Raw genomic sequence first — 26,447 nt, 5'->3', positions numbered from 1 at the left:
GCGCCCCGTACGGAGCGCGGCACCCTTGACCGACCGCGTGTCCACCTGGCTATTGTGACCCAGACATAGGACATCCCATGTCCGATGTCCCGCAGGACGGTACGCCCGCCCCCGCACCACCGCTGGAGAGCCCATGGCACTGCCCGCACCGCTGCACGGCGTCGTCCCCCCGGTCTGCACGCCGCTCGACCCGCGCGGCGAGGTCGACACCGCCTCGCTCACCCGCCTCGTCCACCACCTCCTCGACGGCGGCGTCCACGGGCTGTTCGCGCTGGGCTCGACCGGCGAGGTCGCCTACCTCACGGACGCCCAGCGCGCCCAGGTCCTCGACACCGTGGTCCGGGCGGCGGACGGCCGCGTCCCGGTGCTCGCCGGCGTCATCGACACCACCACCCCCCGCGTCCTCGCGCACGCCGCCACCGCCGCCCGCCTCGGCGCCGACGCCCTCGTCGCCACCGCGCCGTTCTACACCCGCACCCACCCCCGCGAGATCGCCGCGCACTTCCGCCGCCTCCGCGCCGCCGTCGACCTGCCGCTCCTCGCGTACGACATCCCGATGGCCGTCCACACCAAGCTGCCCGCCGCGCTGGTGCGGGAGCTGGCGGCGGACGCCACGCTGGCCGGGCTCAAGGACAGCAGCGGGGACGAGGCCGGGCTGCGGCGGCTCCTGGTCGCGCTGGGCGGCCGCACCGGGCGCCGCACCGGCCCGGCGCCCGGCTTCTCGGTGCTGACCGGTTCCGAACTCACCGTGGACGCCGCCCTGCTGGCGGGCGCGGACGGGGTGGTGCCCGGCCTCGGCAACGTCGACCCGGCCGGGTACGTCCGCCTGCACGCCGCGGCGCGGGCCGGGGACTGGGCGGCGGCCGCCGCCGAACAGGAGCGGCTGGCGGCGCTGTTCGCCATGGTGGACGTCGGCCCGGAGGCCGAGATGGGGCGCAGTTCGTCGGCGCTCGGGGCGTTCAAGGCGGCGCTGGCGCTGCGCGGCGTCCTCGCGCACGGCACGACCGCCGCGCCCCAGCTCCCGCTGGACGGGAGGGCCGTCGCCGAGGTCGGCCGGCTGCTGGACGCCGCCGGGCTGCTCCCGGTGCGGTGACGCCCGCAGCATCCCCGCAGCCCGTGCACGTCCGGCCCGCCTGGAGGCACCGTGCCCACTCCTCAGCAGCCGCCCCGGGCCGCCGTTCCGTGGTACCGGGAGGTGGGCCGCGCCCGGTGGAAGGCGTTCTTCGCCGCCTGGCTCGGCTATGTCCTGGACGGTTTCGACTTCGTCCTCATCACGCTCGTCCTGACCGAGATCGGCGACGAGTTCGGGCTGGACACGGTGGCGGCGGCCGGTCTGGTGTCGGGGGCGTTCATCACCCGGTGGCTGGGCGGCGCGGTGCTCGGGGCGGTCGGGGACCGCTTCGGGCGGAGGACGGCGATGACCGCGTCGATCACGCTGTACGCGGGCGCCACCTTCGCCTGCGGCTTCGCCTGGGACTACACCAGCCTGTTCACCGCCCGGCTGCTGATCGGCATGGGCATGGCCGGGGAGTACGGCGCGAGCGCGACGTACGTCCTGGAGAGCTGGCCGGCCCGGTTCCGCAGCCGGGCCGGTGCCTTTCTGATCTCCGGGTTCTCGCTGGGCTCGGTGGCCGCCGCCGAGTGCTACAAGTGGGTCGTCCCGGCGCTGGGCTGGCGCTGGATGTTCTACCTGGGGCTGGCGCCGCTGGCGGTGGCGCTGTGGGTGCGCCGGTCGCTGCCGGAGACGGAGCAGTGGCGGGCGGCCGTCGGGGAGCGGGCCGCCGCGCCGAGCCCGTTCCGCCCGCTGTTCGCGACGCCGCTGCGGGCGGTGGGTAACACCGTGGTGACGGCGGTGGCGACGGCGGCGCTGTTCGGGGTGTTCACCCCGGTCGGCGCGGGTGCGGTGCCGGAGTTGGCGGTGGTCGGCGGGGTGGCCCTCGTCGCGCTGGCGGTGCAGTTGGGCGGCGCCCGTGGCTGGGTGCTGTATCTCTCGCTGAGCGCCACGGTGTTCGTCGCGTTCCTCTACAGCTGGCCGTTGCAGGCGCTGTTGCCGACGTATCTGAAGACGGAGCTGCACTACGACGCGGGGCAGGTGGCCGACGTCCTGTACTTCGCCGGGTTCGGCACGATGGCGGGCTGCTGGCTGGCGGGGTTCGCCGGGGACCGGTTCGGGGCGCGGCGGGCGTACGCGTCCACGCTGCTGGTGTCGCTGGTGTTCGTCTTCCCGGTGTTCGCGGTCGCGGATCACCTGGTGCCGCTCGGGGTGCTGCTCTTCGTCCTCCAGGGGCTGAGCACCGGGGTCTCCGGGCTGTTGCCGCGCTATCTCGGCGGGCATTTCGCGACGGAGGGCCGCGGCGCCGGGCTGGGGTTCACGTACAACGTGGGGGCGTTGGGCGGGGCGGTGGCGCCGGTGCTGGGGGCGCGGCTCGCCGAGGGCCGGTCGCTGGGCGGGGCGCTGGCGGGGCTGACGTTCGCCGGGACGCTGCTGGTGGTGGTGCTGGTCGGCGGTGACGTCCCGGGCCGGCTGCACCGGCTGCGGAACCCGGACGCGCCGCGCGACCATCTCGCCGCGGAGCGGGGCGCCGCCGCGGACGGCACGGCGGCTCCCGGGGCGGCGGAGGGGGCCGCCCCGGGGGCCGCACCCCCTTTCGGGTGAAGTGCGGTCGGGTCGGCCCGGCGCGGCGGGGGCTGGGCGAGGATGCCGGGCCATGGATGCCGTAAGAGTCGCGTTGCTGCGGGATGTGCTGGCCGGGACGGAGTGGCTGCAGGCCACCCGCCGCTTCGCCGGGGCGCTGCGCTCCTCGGTCACCCCGCACGGCGGGCTGCTGCTGGTGGGCGGCGAGGCGTACGAGCCGTGGCATCTGGCGGCGCATCTGGACGACGAGGCGGCGTGGTCGGGGGTGCCGGAGCTGGCGCCGACGCTGGTACGGCACCGGGTGCCCGCCGGGAGTCCGGCGCATCTGGCGGTCTCCACGGAGCGGCTGGCGTCGGCCGGGCGCGGAGACACGCTGCTGGTCGTCTCGCCGTGGGCGCCGGGCGCCGGGCTGCTGGAGCGGGTCGGCGACGCCCGGCGCGGTGGCGCCACGGTGCTGGCGCTGGGCGGCGGGGACGCCGAGCTGCACGCGCTGGCGCACGAGGCGCTGGCGGCGCCGCCGTCGGTGGACGCGGGCGGCGCGGACGCCTCGCCGCTCGATCTGGAGACGGTGCAGCACCTGGTCAGTGCGGCCGCCGGGGAGAACGGTGCGGCCGCCGCGCGCGGGGGCCGCCGCTTCCGCGACCGGCTCTCCCGGCTGGCCGACGCGCTGACGTCCCCGCCGCCGCCCCGGTGGTGACGGACGCCGGACCCGGCTCCGTCATTCGATGCCGAGTGCGGCGCAGTCGGCCTTGAGGTCCTTGGTGCAGATGAGATCGGCGCGGACCGCACCGTCGCGGATCACGGTGTCCGCCATGTTTTTCCGGGTGACGATGCGGGCGCTGAAGAGCTTGGCGGGAATATGTGAATGGCTCTTGCTCGCGACGGTTGTCGGGGTCAGGTATCCGATGCTCTTTCCCTGGAGCAGATCGACGGCAATTTCCCCGGCGGTTTGCGCCTCGGGTCTGACTTCCTTGTAAACGGTGAAGGTCTGAACGCCCTTCACCAGCCTTTGCAGTGCGGTGAGTTCGGCGTCCTGGCCGCCGAGCGGAAGATGCGTACCGGACTTCTCCAACACCTCGGCGGCGGCGCCCGCCATTCCGTCGTTGGCGGCGTAGACCGCGTCGAATCCGGTCGGGCCGAGGGTGTTCACCGCTTCGGTGATCTTCTTCCGGGCCAGCGGTACGGACCAGCCGGGAATGTCCTTCTCGTAGACGATCCGGCCGACCTTGTGGTCGAGGACGGCGTGGGCGCCCTTCTTGAAGGAGACGGCGTTGGGGTCGGAGGGCGAGCCGTTCAGCATCAGCACCCGGGCGGTGGCGGCGCGCGTCCCGAGGGCGGTGAGCAGGCCCTCGGCCTGCAGTTCGCCGATCTTCTCGTTGTCGTAGGAGACATGGGCGGCGATGGCGCCCTCGGCGAGCCGGTCGTAGGCGACGACCTTGACGCCCTTCTTCGCGGCGGCGTCCACCCACGGGCCGGCGGCGCGGGAGTCGACCGCGTCGAGGACGATGACGCGGACGCCGCGGTCCACCATCTCCTCGAACTGGCGCCGCTGTGTCTCCACGTCGCCCGCGGCATTCCGGTAGGCGAGCTTGCACTCCAGACAGCGCGAGGCGATCTTCGAGGCCATGATGCGGCGGTCGAAGTCGTCGTAACGCTCGGCTTTGTCCGGCAGCAGCAATCCGATGGAGTTGTCGTCGTTCCGCGTCTTCGGCTGTTCACTTCCGCAGGCGGCCAACGGCAGGGCCAGGGAGAGAGTCAATGCGCCGATGAAAAATCTGCGCGGTTGTACATGCATTTCGAAATCTCCCCCGTGGGCCGCTCGGAACGGCTGAAGTGAACGCCACTACCAGCCGTAACGTCAATAATCGGGAGAGTAACGATATGAAATCGGAGGTAAGGAAGGGAGGGCGCCGGAACGCCCTTCTTCGTCAGGACTTCTTCGCCCGGCGCCCGCTTTCCGCGCCGCTCACCGGGGCCGGTCCGTCAGGATTCCGGGTCGTCCTTCTTGCCGCTGTCGTGCCAGCGGGGGTCGGTCTCCCACTCCAGATTGCGTTCGCGGGCCGTCTCCATGGCGTGCGCCGCCTCCTCGCGGGTGGCGTACGGTCCGAAGCGGTCGGCGGCCCGGCATTCGGGGCCCTCCTCGACCTTCTGGTGCCGCAGGCAGTAGAACCACTCTCCGGGCCTGCCCTCGGTCCGCCTCTTGAACAGCGCCATCGCCGCCTCCTGTGGTCCGTTTCCGTGCCGCCATCCTGCCCGATGGCCCGCCGATACACTCGCTGGCATGTCTGGCCAGTCGCTTCTTGTCCCGGGGAAGATCTCCCCCACCCGCCCCGTCCCCGCCTCGATCCCGCGGCCCGAGTACGTCGGGAAGGCCGCGCCCACGCCGTACGACGGCCCCGAGGTCCAGGACGCCGAAACGATCGAGCGGATGCGGATCGCCGGCCGGATCGCCGCGCAGGCGATGGAGGAGGCCGCCAAGCTGATCGCTCCCGGCGTGACCACCGACGAACTCGACCGGGTGGCTCATGAGTTCATGTGCGACCACGGCGCCTACCCGTCCACGCTGGGCTACCGCGGCTTCCCCAAGTCGCTGTGCGCCTCGCTCAACGAGGTCATCTGCCACGGCATCCCCGACTCGACCGTCCTCAAGGACGGCGACATCGTCAACCTCGACGTGACCGCGTACCTCAACGGCGTGCACGGCGACAACAACGCCACCTATCTGTGCGGCGAGGTCGACGAGGAGTCGAAGCTGCTGGTGGAGCGGACGCGGGAGGCGCTCAACCGCGCGATCAAGGCGGTGAAGCCGGGCCGGCAGATCAACATCATCGGCCGGGTCATCGAGTCGTACGCCAAGCGGTTCGGCTACGGCGTCGTGCGGGACTTCACCGGGCACGGCATCAACACGTCCTTCCACTCCGGACTGATCGTTCCGCACTACGACAGCCCGCACCACACGACGGACATCGTGCCCGGCATGACGTTCACCATCGAGCCGATGCTGACGCTGGGCTCGTACGAGTACGACATGTGGGAGGACGGCTGGACGGTCGTGACGAAGGACCGCCGGCGGACCGCGCAGTTCGAGCACACGCTGGTCGTCACGGACACCGGCGCGGAGATCCTGACACTGCCCTGACCAGGGGCCGCGCGGTGCGGCGGCGCCGTGCACCACATGTTTACCGACAGATTGTCGGGAACGGGTTGACCCGGGCCCGGGCCACGGGTCTACTCAGGCTTACCTGAGCAACCCGTTCCCGGAGGTCAGCTATGGACACGCACAGCACGGCCTCGCCCGCGCCCGCCCCCTTCTCGGCCCAGCTGCGCACCGCCTCGCGGCCGCAGCACGACGCCACGTCGGGCGACTCGTTCCTGGCCGACCTCATCGGCGCCCGGCACGGCGTGACCGCCTTCCGCTGCTACACCGAGCAGCTGTGGTGGGTCTACGACGCCCTGGAGGAGGAGGCGGAGCGGCTGGCGCGGGACCCGGTCGCCGGTCCGTTCGTCCGCCCCGAGCTGACCCGCGCGCCGGAGCTGGCGCGCGATCTCGCCCATTTCCACGGCCCGGCCTGGCGTACGCGGGTGGCGCCGCTGCCGGAGACGGCGGCGTACACCGACCGCATCCGGCACTGCGCGCGCCACTGGCCCGGCGGCTACGTCGCGCACCACTACACCCGCTACCTCGGCGACCTCTCGGGCGGCCAGGTGCTGCGCGCCACCGCCGAGAAGGAGTGGGGGTTCGCGCCCCGAGGCGACGGGGTGCGCTTCTACGTCTTCGAGGGGATCGCCAACCCCGCCGCCTTCAAGCGGGAGTACCGCGGGCTGCTGGACGCCCTCCCGGTGGACGATCTGGAGAAGCAGCGGATCATCGACGAGTGCAAGCGGGCCTTCGCGCTGAACGACGCGGTGTTCCGGGCGCTGAGCGCGCGGTTCCCGTTGAGCGCGTAGGGCAGGGCGCGGCAGGCCCGCCCCGGCGCCGTCAGGCGCGGCGCACCCGGCCGCCGATCTCGACGGTGCCGTCCGGTCCGGGCCGGGTCAGGATGCGGGAGGCCGTGCCCTGGTGGATCTCCAGGGGGCGGCCGAGCCGGTCGGTGAGGAGGAGGGCGGCGGCGCCGGTCGCCTCGTCCTCGGTGATGCCGTCGCCGCGGCGGGGGAAGCCGCGGGCGCGCACGGTCCCGGCGGTCTCGTCCTGCCAGGCCCAGGCGTAGAGCCAGCCCTCGCCGGGCGGCGGTGCGGGCAGCGCGTCGACCTCGGCGGGCGAGCCGTACCGCACGCAGCGGCGTTCGGTGACCCAGGCGGCGCGGCCGCGCACCCAGACCGTCTCGCCCTCGTGGGTGACGGTCACCTCCCCGGCCGGCGGGCGCAGGACGGCGGGCGGGCGGCCGAGATCGCGCAGCAGCCAGGCGAGGCCGACGAGGGGGTGACCGGCGAACGGGAGGCGGACGGAGGGGGTGTGGATGTCGACGGTGGCGCGGTCCGGGTCGTCGAGGAACACCGTTTCGCTGTAGCCCAGTTCGGCGGCGAGGGCGGCGCGTGCGGCGCGGTCCGGCAGGGCGGCGCCGTCGCGGAGGACGCCCAGCGGATTGCCGCCCGCGCCGTCGTCGCCGCAGAACACCCGGAGCACTTCGATGTCGGTCATCGGGCCATTCTCGGGACCGGGAGGCACCCCCGACGGCAGTGTGGCACAGGTCACATGGGGCGGTGTCATACGGGACGGCGGCCGCATCCGTGTACAGGGGGACGGGGTCACAACGGGGCCCCGCACCACGGGGAAAGGATGCACACGATGCGTAACAGGCGAATCCTCGGCGGCGTACTCACGACCGCCGCACTGACGGCGGCCGCTCTGGGGGCGACGCAGACCGCCGCCGGCGCCGCGACCGTCACCGAGGCGAAGGCCGCCGCCCCGGCCGCCCACGCCGCCCCGCAGTACAAGCCGATGGACGGCCCGCCCGGAACCGTCTGGACGGGCAAGAAGTTCTGGACGCTCAGCGGCTGCCAGGAGGCCGGGACGGACCTGGTGTCCAGCGGCAAGTGGGCGGACCCGTTCTGCGACGGCTCCGGCCTCATGTACGACCTGTGGGCGCGCCCGCTGTAACGGACACCGGGCCGGGCGCCCCGGCCCCGACGGCGCCGCCCGGCCCGCGCGGAACCGCGGCCGCGAGGGCGGGCGGCGCGCCTCGACACGGCAGGAGAGCCGGGCGGTCACCCCGACGACGGGTGACCGCCCGGCTCCGCCGCGTACAGGACCCACGGATGCGCGGTGGCCGAAAGGTGCGGGCCGGAGCCGCCCGGCCGGGCGGCGGGGCGTCATGGACACCCCACCCTCACGCCCCTTACTTGGCATTTTGATGACTTTTCCATGACGTAATTCCGGCCATTCCGTCATCGAGCCGTGTCCCATGAGAGCCGGATCACGGGCGTACGGGGGCTTCTTTCAGGTAAGCCTCAGATAACTTAGGTCTGCCTTAGCGCCCCTTACCGTTCCTCGCCTCCACTGGAGCCCGCATGCGAGCCCTCCGCTCACCCGTCGTCGCCGCCGTCGCCGTGGCCGCGGCCCTGACCGTCGTCTCCGGCTGCGCGGCCAAGAGCGACGGCAAGGGCGGCAAGGGGGTGATCGAGGTGACGGCGAGCGACAGCGCCTGTGAACTGTCGGCCGACACGTTCCCCGCCGGACACGTCCGCTTCGCCGTGCAGAACAAGGGCTCCAAGGTCACCGAGGTCTACGTCTACGCGCCCGGCGACCGCATCGTCACCGAGCGGGAGAACATCGGCCCCGGCACCAGCGCGGAGATCACCGCCGAGATCAAGCCGGGCCACTACGAGGTGGCCTGCAAGCCCGGGATGAAGGGCAGCGGCATCCGCAAGAAGGTGACGGCCGACGGCAAGGGCGCCGGCGTCAAGCGCGACCCGCGCCTCGACTCCGCGGTCGCCGCGTACCGCACCTACGTCCAGCAGGAGGCGGACCGGACGCTGCCCGCCGCGCAGAAGTTCGCCGACGCGGTGCGCGCCGGGGACGTCGAGGAGGCGAAGAAGACCTACGCCCTCTCCCGCGTCGGCTGGGAGCGGACGGAGCCGGTCGCCGAGTCGTTCGGGGACATCGACCCCAAGGTCGATGTGCGCGAGGACGGGCTGGAGGACGGTCAGAAGTGGACCGGCTGGCACCGGCTGGAGAAGTCCCTCTGGCAGGACAAGAAGATCACCGCGGACGACAAGAAGCTCGCCGCGCAGCTGATGACCGACCTCAAGGACTGGCAGAAGCGCGTCGGCACCGCCGACATCACGCCGACCAGCATGGCCAACGGCGCCAAGGAACTCCTCGACGAGGTCGCCACCGGCAAGGTCACCGGTGAGGAGGAGCGCTACAGCCACACCGACCTGGTCGACTTCCAGGGCAACGTCGAGGGCGCCCAGAAGGCGTACGAGCTGCTGAAGCCGGTGGTGTCGAAGAACGACCCGGAGCTGGCGAAGGAGCTCGACCGGCAGTTCACGGCCATCCACACCCAGCTCGACGACCACCGCGACAAGGGCTCCGCCGACGGCTTCGTCCCGTACGACACGGTCGGCAAGGACGCCCGCAAGAAGCTGTCGGACAGCGTGAACGCGCTGGCCGAGCCGCTGTCGAAGCTGGCCGCCGCCGTGGCGGTGACCAAGTGAGCGAGCCGGAGAACGACACGCCCGCGCAGGAGACGCCCGCCGTGGAGAAGACCGCGCCGTCGCGGCGGAAGCTGCTGGGCTGGGGCGGTGCGGGGCTGGCGCTCGGCGCCGTCGCGGCGGGCGGCACCGCCACCGCGATGCGCTCCGGCGGCGCCGACCCGGCGGACGCGGACGCCGCCGCGGGGGCCGCCGTGCCGTTCCACGGCGCGCACCAGGCGGGCATCGCCACCGCCGTCCAGGACCGGCTGCACTTCGCGGCGTTCGACGTCACCACCGACGACCGCGAGGCGCTGATCTCGCTGCTCAAGGAGTGGACGAAGGCGGCTGCCGCGATGACGGCGGGCGACGCGGTCGGTGACGGTGCGGTCGGCGGGCTCGCCGAGGCGCCGCCGGACGACACCGGCGAGGCGCTCGGGCTGCCGCCGTCCCGGCTGACGCTGACGTTCGGCGTCGGGCCCACGCTCTTCGCCAAGGACGGCAAGGACCGTTTCGGGATCAAGGACCGGCGGCCGGACGCGCTGATCGATCTGCCGCAGTTCCCCGGCGACAACCTCGACAAGGCGCGCAGCGGCGGCGATCTGTGCGTCCAGGCGTGCGCCGACGATCCGCAGGTCGCGGTGCACGCCATCCGCAACCTCGCCCGGATCGGCTTCGGCAAGGTCGCCATCCGCTGGTCGCAGCTGGGCTTCGGCAAGACCTCGTCGACGACGCCGGGCGCGCAGACGCCGCGGAACATGTTCGGCTTCAAGGACGGCACCGAGAACGTCGCGGGCGACGACCCGAAGTCGCTGGACAAGCACGTGTGGGTGCCCTCGTCGGAGGCGAAGGGCGACGCGGCGTGGATGGCCGGCGGTTCGTACCTCGTCGCGCGGCGCATCCGGATGCACATCGAGACCTGGGACCGCACCTCGCTCAAGGAGCAGGAGGACGTCTTCGGCCGGGACAAGGCCGAGGGCGCCCCGGCGGGCCGCACCCACGAGCGGGACGCGGCGCATCTGCCGTCGATGCTGCCGACCGCGCACGTCCGCCTCGCCCACCCCGACAGCAACGGCGGCATCCGCATCCTGCGCCGCGGCTACTCCTTCACCGACGGCACCGACGGGCTGGGGCGGCTGGACGCGGGGCTGTTCTTCCTCGCCTACCAGCGCGATGTGCGGCACGGGTTCGTGCCGTTGCAGCGGAAGCTGGCGCGGCACGACGCGCTCAACGAGTACATCCAGCACGTCGGTTCCGCGGTGTTCGCGGTGCCGCCGGGCGTCCGGGACGCCGCCGACTGGTGGGGCCGGGCGCTGTTCACATCCGCCTGAACCGCCCGCACCACCACCGCCGTACGCCACGAACGCCATGAAGGAAGAGAAGGGACCGACGTGTTCGGCAACTATCTGATCGGTCTGCGCGAGGGTCTTGAGGCCAGCCTCGTCGTCTGCATCCTCATCGCCTATCTGGTCAAGACGGGGCGGCGGGAGGCGCTGCGTCCGGTGTGGACCGGCATCGCGCTCGCCGTGCTGCTGTCGTTCGGGTTCGGTGCGGCGCTCCAGTTCGGTTCGCAGACGCTGACGTTCCAGGCGCAGGAGGCGCTGGGCGGCTCGCTGTCGGTCATCGCGGTCTGCCTGGTGACGTGGATGGTGTTCTGGATGCGGCGCACCGCGCGGCATCTGAAGAAGGAGCTGCACGGCAAGCTGGACGCCGCGCTGGCGATGGGCACCACGGCGCTGGTGGTGACCGCGTTCCTGTCGGTGGGGCGCGAGGGTCTGGAGACCGCGCTGTTCGTGTGGACGGCGGCGCAGTCGGCGCAGGACGGCGTACGGCCGCTGGTCGGCGCGCTGTTGGGGCTGGCCACGTCGGTGGTGCTGGGGTGGCTGTTCTACCGCGGCGCGGTCCGTATCAACCTCGCGAAGTTCTTCACCTGGACCGGCGGGATGCTGGTGATCGTCGCGGCGGGTGTCCTCGCGTACGGCTTCCACGACCTGCAGGAGGCGGGCTGGCTGCCGGGGCTGTCGACCCTGGCGTTCGACATCAGCGAGCAGATCCCGGCGGACAGTTGGTACGGCACGCTGCTGAAGGGCATCTTCAACTTCCAGCCGGATCCGACGGTGCTTCAGGTCGTGGTGTGGGCGGCGTATCTGGTCCCCACGCTCGCGGTGTTCCTCTCCCCCGGTAGGGTGGCGCCGAATCCTGCCACCCCGGCGGCGCCCGCGTCCGCCCCGGTCGCCCCGAAGGAGCCCGAGTCCCATGACACGCAGGTCGCCGTTCCGGGTGGCGCTCGCACTGACGTCGGCAGCGGCGGCGCTGACGATGCTGACCGGGTGCGTGACGGTGCACGGCGAGCGGGAGATCGTCCCGGCGGTGACGAAGGCTGACGCCGCCGAGGCGCTCAAGCAGTTCACCGACGGCTTCAACAAGGCGAACCGCACGCTGGACCCGGCCGTCACCTCCTCGTACGAGTCGGATGCGCTGCTCATGATCGACCGGGCGGGCCTCAAAGCCTCCCGGGCCGCGCATCCGCAGGGCAACCCCAACGCCAGCCCGCTGAGCTTCCGCGACCCGCATTTCACGGTCCCGAAGCAGGCGGGCTGGCCGCGTTTCTTCCTGGCCGACGCGGTCACCAACCGGCAGGACCGCAGCGGGCGGGACGCCCGCTGGTTCCTGGTGTTCAGCCGCTCCGCCGCCGACGCCCCGTGGCGGGCGGTGTATCTGGCGTCGCTCGCCGCCGGCCAGGTGCCGCAGTTCCGGACGGACGCGGACGGGTTCGCGGAGCCGGTGCCCGGCGACGGGAGCGGCCTGACCGTCGACCCGGCGGAGCTGAGCAAGGCGTACACGGACTATCTGCGGACCGGCAAGGGCGATCTTTTCGCGCCGGGGCCGCGGACCGACGCCTGGCGCCGGGACCGGGCGGCGAAGTCGCGCATGCCCGGGGCGCAGATCCAGTGGGTGGACCAGCCGGCGCGGTTCGCTCCGGTGGCGCTGCGGACCGCGGACGGCGGTGCGCTGGTGTTCTTCGCGAGCTACTACCACCAGCAGAAGACGGTGTCCGAGGGCTCGATGATGCATGTGACGCCGCAGGTGCAGGGCGTCATGGACAAGCCGGTGGAAGAGGCCCCGAAGATCACGCTGACCAATCTGTCGGCGCAGGCCGTGAAGGTTCCGGCGAAGGGCGCGGGCGGCAAGGTCGCGGTGCTGAACCACATCGAGTCGCGGACCTCGGCGAAGGTGCCGTAGGCGGTGCCGGAGGTCCGCCGGGGCGCCCCGGCGGTGCCCCGCCGGGCCCCGGTCAGCGGCCGATGGGCCAGGCGGTGGTCTCGTGGTCCGGGGTGCGGCCGATGAACTCGGCGCAGGCGTCGGTGAGGGTTTCCAGCAGCGTCAGCGGGTCGGGCAGCGGGCGCTCGGGGCCGCGCAGCCAGGAGACAGCGGGGCGGTCACCGGGGAGGCGGGACGGCGGCAGCAGGACGTAGCTGCCGCGGCAGTGCCAGCGCAGGCCGGGGTGTTCGTCCAGGGTCTCGGGGTGGCAGTCCAGCTCGCAGGGCCACCATTCGTCCTCGTCGTCCGGGGTGCCGCGGGTGGCGGTGTAGAAGAGCATCCGGCCGTCGCCGATCCCGGCGCCGCTGAGCGAGACCGGGCCCAGCTCGACGGAGGCGGCCTCCAGGCGCTCCAGAGCGGTCCGGCCGGCGTCGGCGGGGACGTCGAGGACGTCGTGGGCGATGCCGGTGGCGGTGATGAAGTTGGCCTGCGGGAGGGTGCGGACCCAGGCGGCGACCTTGTCGCGGTCGGTGGTGGCGACGGTCTGCCAGCCGAAGGAGACGGGGTGGCGGCCGGGGGTGGGACAGCCGATGCGTTCGCAGGAGCAACCGTAGCCGGAGGGGTGGGCGGCGGGGGCGATGGGGAAGCCCGCGTCGGCCGCCGCCAGCAGCAGGTCCTCGCGGCCGCGTGCGGCCGCCGATCCCGTGTCCGTCTCATCGCCGTCCGATCCGCTCTTCGGCCGGCGCAGCCACTGGGAGAACCTGCTCTTGCGTTCCATCTATCCCCTCAATTCGAGCGGTGGTCTGGGAACAATGCTGCCACCATCTGGCGCTTCGGGTGACCCGTGTGAGGATCCGGGGCCCGTACGGGACGGACGAAGCGGGCATTTGCCGTCCCGTACGAGGGAGCGCACGCCGGGCGCACGGCTCAGTCGCGGGTGCGCACCGCGCGGAGTACCAGGTCGACGAGGGTGTCGGTGTAGGCGTGGGTGAGTTCGCCGGTGCGCATCAGCCAGCGCTGTGAGAAGGGACTCAGCAGCATCTCGGCGAGGATGCGGGGGTCGGCCTCCGGGTCGATCTCCCCGGCCTCCTGGGCGGCGCGCAGCCGGGCCGCGTAGACGGCGGTTCCGGGCTCCATCAGACGGGCGACGAAGTCGCGGGACAGCTCCTCGTCGGCGGCGCCCGCGGCGGCGAGCGCGCGGTAGGGCGCCTGGAAGGCCGGGTCGTTGAACTCGTCGCAGGTGGCCCGCAGCACGGACTTCAGGTCGGCCGCCAGGTCGCCGGTGTCGGGCAGGCCCTCGCCGTAGCTCGCGACGCCCTCGGTGAACGCGTCGAGCAGGACCGCGGCCTTGGAGGGCCACCAGCGGTAGATCGTCTGCTTGCCGACGCCGGCGCGGGCGGCGATGCCCTCGATGGTCAGGCGCGGATAGCCGACCTCACCGACCAGGGCGAGGGCGGCGTCGAAGATCGCGCGGCGGGAGCGCTCGCTGCGGCGCGCGGCGTTGGGCGAGGGGGTGGTGGGCATGGCGCGATCGTACCGAGCGGAGCCCCTGGGCGAGACGGGTCGTCTCGCAGAAATCCGGGCCCGCCACCACCCTCAGGGGCCCCGTGGCCCGGCGCCCGGCGGGTCACTCCCAGGTGTCGCCCCAGGCGGCGTCCCGGGCCGCGCGGTACCGCGTGCCGTGGCGCTTGGTCACCGTCGTACGGCGCAGCCCCTCCTCGGCGGTGCACAGGTCCAGCAGCACCTGGCCCTTGCGGAGCTGCGGCTTGCGGACGATACGGGCCTCCGCGGGCGCGGCGGGGCCGCCGGGCGCCGGGCCGGGCCGGACCGCCGCGACATAGGCGAACTTCTCGTCCTCGTACGCCAGCGAGCCGCCCTTGACCTGGCGGTGCAGGGAGGAGCGGCTGACCCGGGCGGAGAAGTGGCACCAGTCCTCACCGGGCACGATCGGGCAGGCGGAGCCGTGCGGACAGGGCGCGACGATCCGCAGCCCGGCGGCGGTCAGCTGCTCGCGGGCCTCGCGGATGCGGAGGTAGCCGTCCGGGGTGCCCGGTTCGATCAGCACGACGGCGGTGGCGGCGGCCGCGGCGTCGACCACCGCGCGGCGGGCCTCGGGCCGCAGCTCCCCCAGCACGTACGAGACGGTCACCAGGTCGGTGCCCTCCGGGACGGCGAGGCCGTCGCCGATGACGCCGCGCCGCCACTCGGTGCCGGGCAGCGTGGCCCCGGCCAGCTCCCGGCCCAGATCCAGGGCGGGCTGCGCCCAGTCGACGACGGTGGAGCGGTGACCGTCCCAGGTCGCGGCGGCGGCCCAGGTGGCGGCGCCGGTACCGCCGCCGATGTCGAGGTGGGTGCGCGGCGCGAACTGCGGCGCCCGGGCGGCGAACGCGGCCAGCGCGGAGCGGACGGCCTCGAAGGTGGCGGGCATACGGTACGCGGCGTAGGCGGCGACGTCGGCGCGGTCGCGGAGCACCGGGGCGTCGGTCGGGGTGGTGCCGCGGTAGTGGCTGATCAGCCGGTCGACGGCCCGCGCGGCCTGCGTGGGCGGCAGGCCGTCGAGCAGGCCGGCCAGGGCGGCGCGCAGTTCGTCGTGCATTCGGCCAAGTTTACGGGGCGGGGCGGCCCCCCTGGACCGGCGCGGGGAGACGGCAGCGGACGGGAAGGACGCCCGGGACGCGCCTGCCCCCTACGGGAAACCCCCGGGCATTCCCGGGGACCGCACACGGTCCCCCGCGCCCCTGCCGGGTAGGGCCAAGTCCGGGGGCCCACCCACCCCCTAGGGAACAACCCCGACAACGAACGCCCCCCGCGCCCCGCCCCTCACCCCGTCCCCTCCCACGTCGCCACCGCCCGCGCCAGGCAGGTGGCGACCGCCGCGCGCGGTGCGCTCCCCGCGGTGCGGCGGCGGGGGTGGACGGTGGTGGCCAGCAGGACGAGGAAGGTGTCCGTGGCGCGGTCCAGGACGAGGCTGGTGCCGGTGAAACCGCAGTGGCCGGCGGCGCCGCGGCCCGCCAGTTCGCCCATGAAGTACGGCTGGTCGACGGCGAAGCCGAGGCCCGGCGGGTCGAGGAGAGCGGCGACGGTCTCCGGCCGCAGCACCCGCACCGCGCCGTACGCCCCGCCGTTGAGCAGCGTCCGGCAGAGGACCGCGAGGTCCTGGGCGGTGGCGAAGAGGCCCGCGTGTCCGGCGACGCCGCCCAGGGCCCAGGCGTTCTCGTCGTGCACCTCGCCGCGCACCATGCCGCGGTCCGCCTTCGCCCACGGCCGCCGCTGGTCCTCCGTCGCCGCCACGCCCTGCGGCGCCAGCGGCCCGTACGACGTGGAGTGCAGGCCCAGCGGGGCGGTGAGGCCGTCGCGGACGAGGGTGGCCAGGCCCCGGCCGGTGCGGCGCTCCAGCAGCAGTTGGAGGGTGAGGAGGTTCAGGTCGGAGTAGCGGGGGCCGCTGCCGGGGCGGTCGTCGGGTGCGGCGGCGTGCTCCCACAGCAGCGCCAGCTGCCGTTCCCTGCCGTGGTGTGCGTAGAGCGGCAGTTCGGGACGGAGGCCCGAGGTGTGGGTGAGGAGGTGGCGGACGGTGATGCCGGGGGCGAAGGCGGGGAGGGTGGTGCGGACCTCCTCGTCGAGGGTGAGGGCGCCGCGTTCGACGTGCTGGAGGGCGACGAGCGCGGTGAAGAGTTTGCTGACCGACGCCAGGTCGAAGACGGTCGTGGAACGCATCGGCTCCCAGGCGTCGCGGGGCAGCGGGACGCCGCGGTCGGTCGCCGGGTCGTGGGCGCGGTAGCGGACCGCCCACCCGGTGGCCTCCTCGACGGCGACGACCGGGCCGCGTCCGGCGAGGACGACGGCGCCCGCACACCACGGGGTGCGGCCGTGCGGCAGCGCCCGGACGCCGTCGGTCAGCCGCGCGGTCCAGCCGGGGTCGAGCCCGGCTCCGGCCGGGGTGCCCGGCCGGAGCACCGGGGCACCGGGGGTGTGCGGTGGCTTCGGTGTGTTCAGAGCGTGGCCCTTCCGTCGGCGGTGCCTCCGTGTGTGCCCTCCCCACGCTGCCACGGGCGGCACAGGCCGAGGAAGGACACCAGCGCCAGAACGGCGCATCCGAGCTGGACAACGGCCATCGGGACGGCGGTGTGCTCACCGGCGATGCCGACCAGCGGGGAGGCGACGGAGCCGAGCAGGAACGTCGAGGTGCCCAGCAGCGCGGAGGCGGAGCCGGCGGCGTGCGGGGTGCGCAGCAGCGCCAGGGTGTTGGTGCTGGGCATGACCAGGCCCATCGACGACATCAGCACGAAGAGTCCGGACGCGATGGGCCACAGCCCGACGGGGCCGAAGACGCCGGAGGACATCAGCAGCAGTGCGGTGGCGGCCAGCGCGATCAGGGTGAGGCCGGTGCCCAGCACCTTGGTGAGCGGCACCCGGCCGACGAGGATCTTGCCGTTGATCTGGCCGACCAGCACCAGCCCGACGGAGTTGACGCCGAACAGCAGGCTGAAGGTCTGCGGGGAGGCGCCGTAGATCTCCTGGACGACGAACGGCGAGGCGGAGATGTAGGCGAAGAGGGCGGCGAAGCCGAAGGCGCCGACCAGCAGGTAGCCGGAGAACGCCCGGTCGGCGAGGAGGTCGCGCATGGTGCGCAGGGTCTCCCCCAGGCCGCCGGCGTGGCGCCGCTCGGGCGGCAGCGTCTCGTGCAGGGTGCGCCAGACGACGGTGGTCAGGACGAGTCCGACGGCGGTGAGGACGACGAACACGCCGCGCCAGTCGGTGATCCGCAGGATCTGCCCGCCGATGAGCGGGGCGACGACGGGGGCGACGCCGGAGATCAGCATGAGGGTGGAGAAGAACCGGGCCATCGCGACGCCGTCGTAGAGGTCGCGGACGACGGCGCGGGCGATGACGATGCCGGCGGCGCCCGCCAGGCCCTGGAGCAGCCGGAAGGCGATGAGGATCTCGGCGTCGGGGGCGAGGGCGCAGAGCGCGGTGGCGAGGACGTAGATGACCATGCCGGTGAGGAGCGGGCGGCGGCGGCCCCACTTGTCGCTCATCGGGCCGACGACCAGCTGCCCCAGCGCCATCCCGGCGAGGCAGGTGGTCAGGGTGAGCTGGACGGTGGCGGCAGGGCTGTGCAGTGCCTGGGTGACCTCCGGGAGGGCCGGGAGGTACATGTCCATGGAGAGCGGCGGGACGGCGGTGAGGCCGCCGAGGACGAGAGTGAGGAGGAGTCCGGTGCGGCGGGACGCGGACGGCCGGGCCGCCGGGCCCCGCCCGGGTATCGGAGGAAGATCCTTGTTCTCTGCCGTGCCGGGCGCGGCGTCCGTCATGAGCGTCTCCAGTTTTTGTTGATGGCCGCGGACCATCGTGTCATGCACCGGCCCGTTTCCGACCGCTTCGCCCGAGGTCTGCGGACCTACGTCCCGGGGCGGACGGGCCCGGCGCCCGCCCGCTCCCGGGGGCCGGTCAGGCGGCGTGCAGCCCGGGGTTGCCGGCCTCGGTGACGAAGGAGGCGGCGGTGTGCAGCGGGGCGCCCGGGGTGGTGACGGCGGACACCGTGCGGTAGTCGGCGCGCGCGGTGTCGTGGTCCAGGGTGACGGTCACGTAGCCGCGGCGGCCGTCGTAGAACTTCATGTGCGGGTTGGCGGCCAGGTAGGTCTCCCAGTTGGCGGGCTTCTCCGCGCCGTCCCGGCCGCTGGTGACGGACGTGGTGACGAACTCGACGCCCATGGTGCGCGAGTCGGGGCGGGCGAAGTCGCGCTTGACGTCGAAGGCGTAGTGGACGTGGACGTCGCCGGTGAGGACCACGAGGTTGTCGGCGCCCGCCGCCTCGGCGCCGGCCAGCAGCCGCTCACGGGAGGCGGGGTAGCCGTCCCAGCTGTCCATGCTCACCTTGTACGTGTCGCCGGGGGTGGAGCGGCGTTCGGAGAAGGTGACCTGCTGGGGCAGGACGTTCCAGCGGGCGGTGGAGCCGCGCCAGCCGTCGATCAGCCAGCGTTCCTGGGCGGCGCCGGTCAGGGTGCGCGCCGGGTCGGCGGAGTCCGGGCCCGGGGCGTGCCAGCCGTCGCCGTACGCCTGGTCGGAGCGGTACTGGCGGGTGTCGAGGATGTCGAACTGGGCGAGCTGCCCGTAGTGGATGCGGCGGTAGAGCCGGGCGTCGGCGCCGCGCGGGAGCTGGGGGCGGCGCAGCGGCTGGTTCTCCCAGTAGGCGCGGTAGGCGGCGGCGCGGCGGGCCAGGAACTGCGCGCGGGGGGCGTCGTCCTCGCTGATGTCGGCGGCGTAGTTGTTCTCCACCTCGTGGTCGTCCCAGGTGACGATGAAGGGGTGCGCGGCGTGTGCGGCCTGGAGGTCGGGGTCGGACTTGTAGAGGGCGTAGCGCAGCCGGTAGTCCTCCAGGGTGACCGTCTCGTGGTGGAAGTGGGCGGGCAGGGTGCGGTCGGTGTAGCGGCGGGCGCCGCCCGCGGCGTCCACGGCGTACTCGTAGAGGTAGTCGCCGAGGTGGAAGACGACGTCGAGGTCTTCCTCGGCGAGGTGGCGGTAGGCGGTGAAGTAGCCGTCGTGGTACGCCTGGCAGGAGACGGCGCCGAGCCGCAGTGCGGTGGTGCGGGCGCTGCGGGCGGGGGCGGTGCGGGTGCGGCCGACAGGGCTGATCCAGGTCCCGGCGCGGAAGCGGTAGTAGTAGACGCGGTCCGGGGCGAGGCCGGTGGGCTCGATGTGGACGGAGTGGTTGAACTCCGGGTGGGCGTCGGCGCGGCCGCGGCCGGCGAGCTTGGTGAACTTCTCGTCGTAGGCGACCTCCCAGCGGACCGGGACGCGGGCGGCGGGCATGCCGTTGCCGGGCTCGTAGGGGCGCGGGGCGAGGCGGGTCCACAGGACGACGGAGCCGGGCTGCGGGTCGCCGGAGGCCACGCCGAGGGTGAACGGGTTCTCGGTGAGCCGCTGCGGGTCGGCCTCGGCGGCGTGGGCGGCGCCGGGGCGCGGCAGGTTGGTGGCGAAGGCGAGCGCCGCCGCGGCGCCGGTGACGGTGAGGAAGCGGCGGCGTCCGAGGTGCGCGGCGGCGTTCCGCAGCTCCCGGTCGTGTGCGGCCGTTCCCTGCTCGTGCGCTGCGTGCTGGGTCATCTGCCCCTCCCCTGACGGTGGTTGTCACCTGTGATTGCAGGGGCGGGGGACGGCGGGCCGCTGTCCCGTGTACGACGCATGCATGACAGCTCGGTGAGAACTCGGCCCGCAACGGACGCGGCGGGGCAAAGCGGGGCGTGCCGAAAAGGGCGCGTGGGGTGGGCCGGGCGCCCCCTGGACCGGCCCCGGGCGCGGGGCGCGTTTCCCGTGCCGTACGCCCCCGGCGCGGTCAGGGGGCGCGATTCCGGGACCGTACGCGTCTCCCCGGAGGCCACCGCACCGGCGGCTCATTAGGCTCCGGGGCATGGCAGAACTGATGACGCGGGACGGTACCTGGGCCTTCGACGGTGAGGCCGTCCGCATCGTGCCGGGCAGCGAGCGCGGAGTGCACCGGCTGCGGCAGGAGCTGGGCGAGCAGACCGTTCCGCTGGCGGCGGTGGCGAGTATCTCCTACGAACCGGGCCGGAAGGGCGGCCGGTTGCGGCTGCGGCTGCGCGACGGCGCCGATCCGCTGCTCCAGGCCACCGGCGGCCACCTGCCGGACGAGGCGAGCCCGTACCACCTGTCGGTCGAGGCGGACCGCGCCGGTGTCGCCGAGTACTTCGTCGACGAGGTCCGGCGGTCGCTGCTGCTGGAGGAGATCCCGGAGGGGCCCTGCGACCACTATCTGCTGCCCGGCCCGGCGGTGCCGGTGTCGGGGGCGGGCGTCGACGGCACCGCGACGTTCGACGGCGAGCGGGTGGCGGTCAGCTGGCGGTGGAACACCACCGAGCACAAGAAGCACGCCGGCCCCCAGGAGTTCGCGGTCGGCGATCTGGCGGCGGTGGAGTGGCAGCCGCCGGCCGGTCTGGAGTCGGGCTTTCTGCGCTTCCGCCCGCACGGCGTGAAACTGCCCTCCGCTCCGGAGCACGACCCGCACGCCATCGAGCTGTGGGGCTTCAAGAAGGAGAGCGGCACCGTGCTGCTGGCGGCGGCGGTCACCGCCCGCCTCCCGCACCCCAAGGCGCCCGCCCGGCGCCCCGCCCCGACCGAACTCGCGGGCCGGCCCACCGGACCGGCCCCGGCGGCCCCCGCCGACGACCACGACACCCTCCTGCGCCGCCTGCGCGAACTGGGCGATCTGCGCCGCGACGGGATCCTCTCCGAGGACGAGTTCACCGCGGCGAAGGCGGCGGTGCTGGAGCGGTTCAACGGGGCGGGGTGACGGCGGGGCCGGGGTGGCCGGGGGTACGCGCCGCGGGGGGCGGGGTCGGGGTTGTTCCCTAGGGGGTGGGTGGGCCCCCGGACTTGCCCCTGCCCGGCCGGTGAGGAGAGGGACCGGGGGTGGTCCCCGGGAAGGCCCGGAGGTTTCCCGTAGGGGCCGGGCGCGTCCCGGAAGGCCCGGGGAGGCGGCCCTCGGGTGACGCCACCGGGGAGCGCTTCCCCCCGATCCCTCGGGAAGCGCCGTCCTCGCCCCGATCACCTCCTGAGACGCCCCGCCACTCGGTGCCCCCGCGCCCTACCCTGCCGCCATGGCACAGGTACAGGCACAGCAGACACCGGCCGGTCCCGGGCCGGAGGCGTACGAAGCGGGTGGGCCGGACGGCGCGGCCGCGGGCGGTCCGCCCGTCGCGGTGGTCACCGGTGCGGGCTCCGGTATCGGGCGGGCCGTGGCGCACGCCCTGACCGCCGGGGGCTGGCGGGTGGCGCTCGCCGGGCGGCGCGCCGAGGCCCTGGCGGAGACGGCGGCGACCGCGCCCCCGGGGCCGCCGCCCCTCGCCCTGCCCACCGACGTCACCCGGCCCGCCGAGGTGGACGCCCTCTTCGCCGCCGTCCGCACCCGCTTCGGCCGCCTCGACCTGCTGTTCAACAACGCCGGGACGTTCGGCCCGGCGGTCCCCCTGGACGAGCTGTCCGCCGACGACTGGCGGACAGTCGTCGACACCAACCTCACCGGCGCGTTCCTCTGCGCCCAGGGTGCGTTCCGGGCGATGAAGGCCCAGGACCCGCAGGGCGGCCGGATCATCAACAACGGCTCGGTCTCCGCGCACGCCCCGCGCCCGCACTCCGTCGCGTACACCGCGACCAAGCACGCCATGACCGGGCTGACCAAGTCCCTCTCCCTGGACGGCCGTCCGTACCGCATCGCCTGCGGGCAGATCGACATCGGCAACGCCGCCACCGAGATGACCGGCCGGATGCGGACCGGCATCCTCCAGGCCAACGGCGCCACCGCCCCCGAGCCCGTCATGGACGCGGCGGACGTGGCCCGCACGGTGGTGCACATGGCGGCGCTGCCGCTGGAGGCCAATGTGCAGTTCGCGACGGTGATGGCGACGAACATGCCGTACATCGGCCGGGGTTGAGCGACCGGGCGGGGCCCGGGGACGCCACTCGGCGCGCCCCGGGCCCCGCGCAAGCGGCCGCGCCCCGGGAACGCCCGGCCGGCCCCGGTCCGCGGAACCACCGCGCCCAAGGGCGGGCACCTCCGGGAATAGCTCACCGCGGCAGCGGGTTCTCGCGGCCATGACACGCGACGACACCTCCACGGCCGGCAGCGGAACCACGGGCGTCACGACGGCGGCGCACCCGGACAGCTCCCCCGGGCACCCCGAGATCCTGCGCTACACCGCCTTCTCGGACGACCCCGCGGGCGGCAACCCGGCCGGTGTCGTCCTGGACGCGACGGGCCTCGACGACGCCGCCCGGCTCGCCGTCGCCGCGCGCCTCGGCTACTCCGAGACGGCGTTCCTCACCGCCCCGCCCGAGGGCCTGGGCGCCCCCGGACGCGCCTTCACCATCCGGTACTTCAGCCCGCTGGCCGAGGTGTCGTTCTGCGGTCACGCCACGATCGCCACCGCCGTCGCCCTCGCCGAGCGGATCGGCCCCGGCGAGCTGGTCTTCGCCACCCGCTCCGGCACCGTCCCGGTCACCGTCCGCGAGAGAGGCGGCCGCCTCGTCGCCACCCTCAGCAGCGTCGAGCCGTACGTCACCGACGTCACCCCGGACGACCTCACCGAGGCGCTGGCCGCGCTGGGCTGGCCCCCCGCCGACCTCGACCCGGCGCTGCCGCCCCGGATCGCCTACGCCGGGGCCCGCCATCTGGTGCTGGGCGCCGCCACCCGCGCCCGTCTCGCCGACCTGGACTACGACTTCCCGCGCCTGGCCGCGCTGATGCGGCGCCTCGATCTCACCACGCTCCAACTCGCCTGGCGGGAGAGCGAGTCGGTCTTCCACGTCCGTGATCCGTTCCCGGTCGGTGGTGTCGTCGAGGATCCGGCCACCGGCGCCGCGGCCGCCGCCCTCGGCGCCTACGCCCGCACCCTCGGCCTCGTCACGGCCCCCACCGCCCTCACCCTCCACCAGGGCCACGACCTGGGCCGCCCCGGGCTGCTCACCGTCGAGTTGCGCGACGGGGACCCCCGCGCCCACGTCGGCGGCACCGCCACCGCTCTGCCCGAGAGCTGAACGACCCAGCCATGTGAGGGAGTTCGGCGCGGCGGGTGTGCGCACCCGGACGGAATCGGCGTGGTCCGGACCATGGTCGCGGGGGCCCGTCGCTCCGTATCGTGTTGCCCGCGCCGCCGACCGCTGTTCACCCCGCGTACGCCCGGGGGTGCGGCTGCCGTTGACGGCGGCCTTGGACATTGTTCGCGACACCGGAGCCGTCGAAGGGCACACCCGTGCGCAGTCGTCTTTCCCCGTCCCCCCACCCGTCGCCCCGCCCCTCCCTCCGCGGGTCCCGGAGCCGGATCCCGCTCGTCCTCGGCGCGGCCCTCGGCCTCACCGCCGCCGGGCTGGGCGGTCCCGCACTCGCCGCCGCCTCCGGCGGACCGGACATTTCCCTGTCGGCCGGCTATCTCTCCGGTGCGGTGGACGCCACCGGCGACCCGTCGGTGACCGTCACACTGTCCGGCGGCGACGCCTCGGCGCTGAAGGTGTCGGCGCGCTCCAGCTCCGACACCTCCGTCGCCCGCACCGGCGACGTGCACGTCAGCGGTGACGGCGCCACCCGGAAGCTCACCGTCACCGCCCGCGGCGCCGGCTACACCGACCTGAAGATCGAGGTCACGGACGGCGACGGCGGCTCGGCCACCACCACGCTGCACTACGCGGCCTCCGCCGCCGTCCAACGCGCCGCGGACACCCGCTACTTCACCGGCTCCAGCGACGCCTCGGCCGCCGTGGACGTCGGCGGCGGCTATGTCGTCGTCGCCGACGACGAGTCGAACGTGCTGCGTCTGTACGACCGGAGGGCCGGCGGCGCCCCTGTGAAGACCTGGGACTTCAGCGACGAGTTGGGCGTCTCCAAAGAGATCGACATCGAGGCGGCGGCCCGCGCCGGCGACACGATCTACTGGACCGGCTCGCTGGGCAACAACAAGAAGGGCAACTTCAAGCCCGACCGCGCCACCGTCTTCACCACGAAGGTCTCCGGCTCCGGCGCCGCCACCCGACTGTCCCTCGGCGGCTCGTACAAGAAGCTCCGCGACGACCTCGTGAAGTGGGACGAGAAGCACGACGACAGGTACGGCTTCGCCGCCGGTACGGCCGAGGGCCAGGTGCCCAAGCAGATCGACGGGTTCAACGTGGAGGGCCTGGAGTTCGCGCCCGGCTCCACCAGCACCGCGTACATCGGCTTCCGCGCGCCGCTGGTCCCGCCGAAGAAGGGCGGCAAGGCGCTGCTGGTGCCGGTCACCAACTTCGACAAGGTCGTCGCCGACGGCGCCCACGCCACCGTCGGCACCCCCGTCGAACTGGACCTCGGCGGCCTCTCCGTCCGCGACATCCGCAAGAACGCCGCCGACCAGTACCTGATCGTCGCCGGCTCCTGGTCCGCCGAGGACAACAGCGCCCCGTACGCCCTCTACACCTGGGACGGCGTCCCCGGGCACGCCCCGGTCAAGTCGCAGGACCTGCCGACGAAGGACCCCGGCGGCTGGGAAGCCGTGGTGGACGTCCCCGACCTCACCACCCCGGACGCCCGCGCCCAACTCATCACCGACGACGGCTCCGCCGACCTCTACGGCGACGGCACCGAGGCGAAGGACCTCCCGCACGACGAGTGGAAGAAGTCCCGCGCGACGTGGTTCCCGGTGGGGACAGGGGGCGGTCGGTAGGCGTGAGGGGGCGGCATCCGGTGCGTACGGGCCGGATGCCGCCTTCCCCTGGCGGACGAGACCGGCCCGTACGTCAGGTTGCTCATTCCCAGCCCTCACGAGGCCCGGGACATGCAGAAGCGTGACATCATCAACTCCCCTGATTCGTAGGTCGGTTCCCGACGGGGGGCTTCATGCCTGGTAGCGATGAAGAGCTTGGTCAGACCGGAGAGATGCCGGACGGGTCAGCGCCGGGTCCGGAAGGCAGCTCCGGGGGGTTCTGGGCACGTGCGCAAGCGGTGATCGCGGCCGTCGGCGGGGCAGTCGGCGCTGTCGCAGGTGTCGTTGGGCTGGTTTTTCTTCTTGTTCCGGGCTTGCAGCCGGAGGCCGCAAAAGGAATTGAGCTGGTCGACTCCGATGTGGACCGCGAGGAGAACATCCGCGCCGATTTCACGACGCCCGACAGCCCGCCCGGGCGCATAAATATGCGAGCCTCCATGCTGAGTGTGACACTGAGGAACACCAGCGACGACCCGGTTCTGGTGACGGATGCCGTCTTCCACTTCAGTTCGGCAGAGGAACTGAAGTGCACCTCCGGAGCGGGGGGTACCGAACTCAGGGCGCAGTACAACATCAAGGTCCCCAACCAAGGCGGCACATCCTTCTCCGTAAAGCGGAAGATGAAATACACTGTGCCGCCGCATCGTCAAGAGCGGGTGGCATTCAGCCTCGGTCCCGAAGTCGAGTGGAGTGGGAATCTGCCGTATATCTACACGTTCGATGTCGCGCTGCACGCCGACGACGACGTCCGCATCGACGTGCCAGAAGCGACCATGATCGTGACACCTGATCTACTGGAGTCCTACCTGGAAAATGCACGTCGGGCAGCAACTGAGGGTTTGAGCATTCCAGAACCGGGCTGCATTCGGAAAGAGGCAGAAGCCGTCCGGAAAGTTGTGGCCGAGGCGAAACGGCCGTCACCAGAACTTCGGGAATTCAGCGCCGAACTCACCCGCATCGCACAACGAATCTGAAGCTCGGCCGGAAGGGCATCGAGAGCAGTCGGCCACCAGCCGTCGGGGCCGTCGTCCCACCATTCGAACAGATCGGGGTCGCCCAATTCGGTGTTGTCCGGGTGGGTGAACGACGATCCGTACAAGAAATGGCGAAGGCTCCCCTGCCGTACGCAGGGGAGCCTTCTTTATATTCAGGAGTGACCATGTCGCTACGTCCTCACGGGACACGAAAAGGGCCTCCGACCTGGAATTTTCCCAGGCCGGAGGCCCTTTTACGTCAGCCGGCGGACGAGACCGGCCTGTACGCCGGGTTCTGTCTCCCCCGGTCCTTGCGGGCCGAGGGGAGGCGGCCATCCATCTAGGGCTGCCGTTGCCGACAGCCTCGTGCGGTCTACCCGCGGACTCGGGCGGGCAGCCCTCGATCGTCCGCGCAGGAGCGCCGGGGCGCTCCCTCTTGACCTTGCTCCGGGTGGGGTTTACCGAGCCCTCCGAGTCACCTCGGAGGCTGGTGGTCTCTTACACCACCGTTTCACCCTTACCGGCGCCTTGCGGCTCCGGCGGTCTGTTCTCTGTGGCACTGTCCCGCGGGTCACCCCGGGTGGGCGTTACCCACCACCCTGCCCTGTGGAGCCCGGACGTTCCTCGGGAGGGTCCGAAGATCCTCACGCGGCCGCCCGGCCGGCTCGTCCGCCGTGGTGACCATGCTACCCGGCCGGGGCCGGC

24 protein-coding genes and 1 other RNA gene are annotated in these 26,447 nt (G+C 73.1%); 15 read left to right on the top strand and 10 right to left on the bottom strand.

The genetic code is table 11. The annotated features are described in order from the left end of the window. The first annotated feature begins 133 nt into the window (after positions 1-133). Genes ACF1BH_RS14745 through ACF1BH_RS14735 form a run of 3 tightly spaced genes read left to right on the top strand, consistent with a single transcriptional unit; the run spans position 134 to position 3,332 of the window. The gene (locus ACF1BH_RS14745; protein ID WP_391642838.1) at positions 134-1,093 is read left to right on the top strand and encodes a dihydrodipicolinate synthase family protein; all 960 of its coding nucleotides are present in this window, start codon (positions 134-136) and stop codon (positions 1,091-1,093) included. Between the two features lie 51 nt (positions 1,094-1,144). Further along, a complete protein-coding gene (locus tag ACF1BH_RS14740; RefSeq protein WP_391642837.1) occupies positions 1,145-2,656 on the top strand; it encodes a sialate:H+ symport family MFS transporter in 1,512 nt (503 codons plus the stop codon). Positions 2,657-2,708: 52 nt separating this feature from the next. Further along, complete coding sequence (locus ACF1BH_RS14735) at positions 2,709-3,332, top strand: hypothetical protein (RefSeq protein ID WP_391642836.1); 624 nt, start codon at positions 2,709-2,711, stop codon at positions 3,330-3,332. Between the two features lie 21 nt (positions 3,333-3,353). On the opposite strand, the gene ACF1BH_RS14730 is transcribed toward ACF1BH_RS14735, so the two are convergent. Together ACF1BH_RS14730 and ACF1BH_RS14725 are read right to left on the bottom strand one after the other, a co-directional pair. After that, positions 3,354-4,430 (bottom strand): sugar ABC transporter substrate-binding protein, encoded by a 1,077-nt coding sequence (locus ACF1BH_RS14730; RefSeq protein ID WP_391642835.1) that lies wholly within the window; start codon positions 4,428-4,430, stop codon positions 3,354-3,356. Between the two features lie 188 nt (positions 4,431-4,618). Continuing rightward, positions 4,619-4,849, bottom strand: a complete 231-nt coding sequence (locus tag ACF1BH_RS14725; protein WP_143940444.1) for a hypothetical protein — start codon at positions 4,847-4,849, stop codon at positions 4,619-4,621. Positions 4,850-4,916: 67 nt separating this feature from the next. On the opposite strand from ACF1BH_RS14725, the gene map reads away from it, so the two are divergent. Together map and ACF1BH_RS14715 are read left to right on the top strand one after the other, a co-directional pair. Further along, complete coding sequence (gene map / locus ACF1BH_RS14720; protein ID WP_391642834.1) at positions 4,917-5,774, top strand: type I methionyl aminopeptidase; 858 nt, start codon at positions 4,917-4,919, stop codon at positions 5,772-5,774. 131 nt (positions 5,775-5,905) lie between these two features. Next, positions 5,906-6,583, top strand: a complete 678-nt coding sequence (locus ACF1BH_RS14715; RefSeq protein WP_391642833.1) for a heme oxygenase (biliverdin-producing) — start codon at positions 5,906-5,908, stop codon at positions 6,581-6,583. 31 nt (positions 6,584-6,614) lie between these two features. On the opposite strand, the gene ACF1BH_RS14710 is transcribed toward ACF1BH_RS14715, so the two are convergent. Beyond that, complete coding sequence (locus tag ACF1BH_RS14710) at positions 6,615-7,274, bottom strand: PhzF family phenazine biosynthesis protein (protein ID WP_391642832.1); 660 nt, start codon at positions 7,272-7,274, stop codon at positions 6,615-6,617. 147 nt (positions 7,275-7,421) lie between these two features. On the opposite strand from ACF1BH_RS14710, the gene ACF1BH_RS14705 reads away from it, so the two are divergent. The 5 genes from ACF1BH_RS14705 to ACF1BH_RS14685 all read left to right on the top strand — a co-directional run bounded on the left by ACF1BH_RS14705 (position 7,422) and on the right by ACF1BH_RS14685 (position 12,511). Beyond that, complete coding sequence (locus tag ACF1BH_RS14705; protein ID WP_391642831.1) at positions 7,422-7,733, top strand: hypothetical protein; 312 nt, start codon at positions 7,422-7,424, stop codon at positions 7,731-7,733. A 410-nt stretch (positions 7,734-8,143) separates the two neighbouring features. After that, entirely contained in the window at positions 8,144-9,292 is a 1,149-nt protein-coding gene (gene efeO, locus ACF1BH_RS14700) for an iron uptake system protein EfeO (protein ID WP_391642830.1), read from the top strand. Next, the gene (efeB, locus tag ACF1BH_RS14695; protein ID WP_391642829.1) at positions 9,289-10,599 is read left to right on the top strand and encodes an iron uptake transporter deferrochelatase/peroxidase subunit; all 1,311 of its coding nucleotides are present in this window, start codon (positions 9,289-9,291) and stop codon (positions 10,597-10,599) included. Before efeO ends, efeB begins: the two co-directional genes overlap by 4 nt. Positions 10,600-10,659: 60 nt before the next feature. Further along, complete coding sequence (efeU, locus tag ACF1BH_RS14690) at positions 10,660-11,652, top strand: iron uptake transporter permease EfeU (RefSeq protein WP_391642828.1); 993 nt, start codon at positions 10,660-10,662, stop codon at positions 11,650-11,652. After that, entirely contained in the window at positions 11,603-12,511 is a 909-nt protein-coding gene (locus ACF1BH_RS14685; RefSeq protein WP_391642827.1) for a hypothetical protein, read from the top strand. Before efeU ends, ACF1BH_RS14685 begins: the two co-directional genes overlap by 50 nt. Before the next feature lie 52 nt (positions 12,512-12,563). On the opposite strand, the gene ACF1BH_RS14680 is transcribed toward ACF1BH_RS14685, so the two are convergent. From ACF1BH_RS14680 to ACF1BH_RS14655, 6 genes are all read right to left on the bottom strand, one after another. Continuing rightward, positions 12,564-13,307 (bottom strand): bifunctional DNA primase/polymerase, encoded by a 744-nt coding sequence (locus tag ACF1BH_RS14680; RefSeq protein ID WP_391642826.1) that lies wholly within the window; start codon positions 13,305-13,307, stop codon positions 12,564-12,566. A gap of 149 nt (positions 13,308-13,456) precedes the next feature. Beyond that, the gene (locus ACF1BH_RS14675) at positions 13,457-14,053 is read right to left on the bottom strand and encodes a TetR/AcrR family transcriptional regulator (RefSeq protein WP_391642825.1); all 597 of its coding nucleotides are present in this window, start codon (positions 14,051-14,053) and stop codon (positions 13,457-13,459) included. 103 nt (positions 14,054-14,156) lie between these two features. Beyond that, on the bottom strand, positions 14,157-15,125 hold the full coding sequence (locus ACF1BH_RS14670; protein ID WP_391642824.1) for a small ribosomal subunit Rsm22 family protein: 969 nt from the start codon (positions 15,123-15,125) through the stop codon (positions 14,157-14,159). A gap of 224 nt (positions 15,126-15,349) precedes the next feature. Then, positions 15,350-16,483, bottom strand: a complete 1,134-nt coding sequence (locus tag ACF1BH_RS14665) for a serine hydrolase domain-containing protein (protein ID WP_391642823.1) — start codon at positions 16,481-16,483, stop codon at positions 15,350-15,352. Positions 16,484-16,518: 35 nt separating this feature from the next. Further along, complete coding sequence (locus ACF1BH_RS14660) at positions 16,519-17,841, bottom strand: multidrug effflux MFS transporter (protein ID WP_391643070.1); 1,323 nt, start codon at positions 17,839-17,841, stop codon at positions 16,519-16,521. Between the two features lie 136 nt (positions 17,842-17,977). Beyond that, a complete protein-coding gene (locus tag ACF1BH_RS14655) occupies positions 17,978-19,630 on the bottom strand; it encodes an alkaline phosphatase D family protein (protein ID WP_391642822.1) in 1,653 nt (550 codons plus the stop codon). A gap of 304 nt (positions 19,631-19,934) precedes the next feature. Between ACF1BH_RS14655 and ACF1BH_RS14650 the strand changes: the two genes are divergently transcribed. The 5 genes from ACF1BH_RS14650 (at position 19,935) to ACF1BH_RS14630 (ending at position 25,742) form a co-directional block, all read left to right on the top strand. Beyond that, entirely contained in the window at positions 19,935-20,834 is a 900-nt protein-coding gene (locus ACF1BH_RS14650; RefSeq protein ID WP_391642821.1) for a DUF4429 domain-containing protein, read from the top strand. A gap of 307 nt (positions 20,835-21,141) precedes the next feature. Next, positions 21,142-21,975 (top strand): SDR family oxidoreductase, encoded by an 834-nt coding sequence (locus ACF1BH_RS14645; RefSeq protein WP_391642820.1) that lies wholly within the window; start codon positions 21,142-21,144, stop codon positions 21,973-21,975. A 160-nt stretch (positions 21,976-22,135) separates the two neighbouring features. Further along, complete coding sequence (locus tag ACF1BH_RS14640) at positions 22,136-23,077, top strand: PhzF family phenazine biosynthesis protein (protein WP_391642819.1); 942 nt, start codon at positions 22,136-22,138, stop codon at positions 23,075-23,077. Positions 23,078-23,361: 284 nt separating this feature from the next. Further along, on the top strand, positions 23,362-24,729 hold the full coding sequence (locus ACF1BH_RS14635) for a DUF3616 domain-containing protein (RefSeq protein WP_391643069.1): 1,368 nt from the start codon (positions 23,362-23,364) through the stop codon (positions 24,727-24,729). 173 nt (positions 24,730-24,902) lie between these two features. Beyond that, positions 24,903-25,742, top strand: coding sequence for a hypothetical protein (locus ACF1BH_RS14630; protein WP_391642818.1), 840 nt, complete (start codon positions 24,903-24,905; stop codon positions 25,740-25,742). 267 nt (positions 25,743-26,009) lie between these two features. Here the strand turns inward: ACF1BH_RS14630 and rnpB are convergent. Next, an RNA gene (gene rnpB / locus ACF1BH_RS14625) (RNase P RNA component class A) lies at positions 26,010-26,410 on the bottom strand. Between the last annotated feature and the right edge of the window lie 37 nt (positions 26,411-26,447).

It is taken from the genome of Streptomyces sp. NPDC014733 (genome assembly GCF_043083385.1).
In the GTDB taxonomy this organism is placed as follows: Bacteria; Actinomycetota; Actinomycetes; order Streptomycetales; family Streptomycetaceae; genus Streptomyces.
This window is presented reverse-complemented; position numbering and strand designations above follow the sequence as displayed.

Excerpts from the sequence above, each read along its gene's own strand:
- ACF1BH_RS14745 (WP_391642838.1), top strand. The coding sequence starts at position 134 with ATGGCACTGCCCGCACCGCTGCACGGCGTCGTCCCCCCGGTCTGCACG.
- ACF1BH_RS14735 (WP_391642836.1), top strand. The coding sequence starts at position 2,709 with ATGGATGCCGTAAGAGTCGCGTTGCTGCGGGATGTGCTGGCCGGGACG.
- ACF1BH_RS14730 (WP_391642835.1), bottom strand. The coding sequence starts at position 4,430 with ATGCATGTACAACCGCGCAGATTTTTCATCGGCGCATTGACTCTCTCC.
- ACF1BH_RS14725 (WP_143940444.1), bottom strand. The coding sequence starts at position 4,849 with ATGGCGCTGTTCAAGAGGCGGACCGAGGGCAGGCCCGGAGAGTGGTTC.
- map (WP_391642834.1), top strand. The coding sequence starts at position 4,917 with ATGTCTGGCCAGTCGCTTCTTGTCCCGGGGAAGATCTCCCCCACCCGC.
- ACF1BH_RS14715 (WP_391642833.1), top strand. The coding sequence starts at position 5,906 with ATGGACACGCACAGCACGGCCTCGCCCGCGCCCGCCCCCTTCTCGGCC.
- ACF1BH_RS14710 (WP_391642832.1), bottom strand. The coding sequence starts at position 7,274 with ATGACCGACATCGAAGTGCTCCGGGTGTTCTGCGGCGACGACGGCGCG.
- ACF1BH_RS14705 (WP_391642831.1), top strand. The coding sequence starts at position 7,422 with ATGCGTAACAGGCGAATCCTCGGCGGCGTACTCACGACCGCCGCACTG.
- efeO (WP_391642830.1), top strand. The coding sequence starts at position 8,144 with ATGCGAGCCCTCCGCTCACCCGTCGTCGCCGCCGTCGCCGTGGCCGCG.
- ACF1BH_RS14680 (WP_391642826.1), bottom strand. The coding sequence starts at position 13,307 with ATGGAACGCAAGAGCAGGTTCTCCCAGTGGCTGCGCCGGCCGAAGAGC.
- ACF1BH_RS14675 (WP_391642825.1), bottom strand. The coding sequence starts at position 14,053 with ATGCCCACCACCCCCTCGCCCAACGCCGCGCGCCGCAGCGAGCGCTCC.
- ACF1BH_RS14670 (WP_391642824.1), bottom strand. The coding sequence starts at position 15,125 with ATGCACGACGAACTGCGCGCCGCCCTGGCCGGCCTGCTCGACGGCCTG.
- ACF1BH_RS14660 (WP_391643070.1), bottom strand. The coding sequence starts at position 17,841 with ATGACGGACGCCGCGCCCGGCACGGCAGAGAACAAGGATCTTCCTCCG.
- ACF1BH_RS14655 (WP_391642822.1), bottom strand. The coding sequence starts at position 19,630 with ATGACCCAGCACGCAGCGCACGAGCAGGGAACGGCCGCACACGACCGG.
- ACF1BH_RS14650 (WP_391642821.1), top strand. The coding sequence starts at position 19,935 with ATGGCAGAACTGATGACGCGGGACGGTACCTGGGCCTTCGACGGTGAG.
- ACF1BH_RS14645 (WP_391642820.1), top strand. The coding sequence starts at position 21,142 with ATGGCACAGGTACAGGCACAGCAGACACCGGCCGGTCCCGGGCCGGAG.
- ACF1BH_RS14640 (WP_391642819.1), top strand. The coding sequence starts at position 22,136 with ATGACACGCGACGACACCTCCACGGCCGGCAGCGGAACCACGGGCGTC.
- ACF1BH_RS14630 (WP_391642818.1), top strand. The coding sequence starts at position 24,903 with ATGCCTGGTAGCGATGAAGAGCTTGGTCAGACCGGAGAGATGCCGGAC.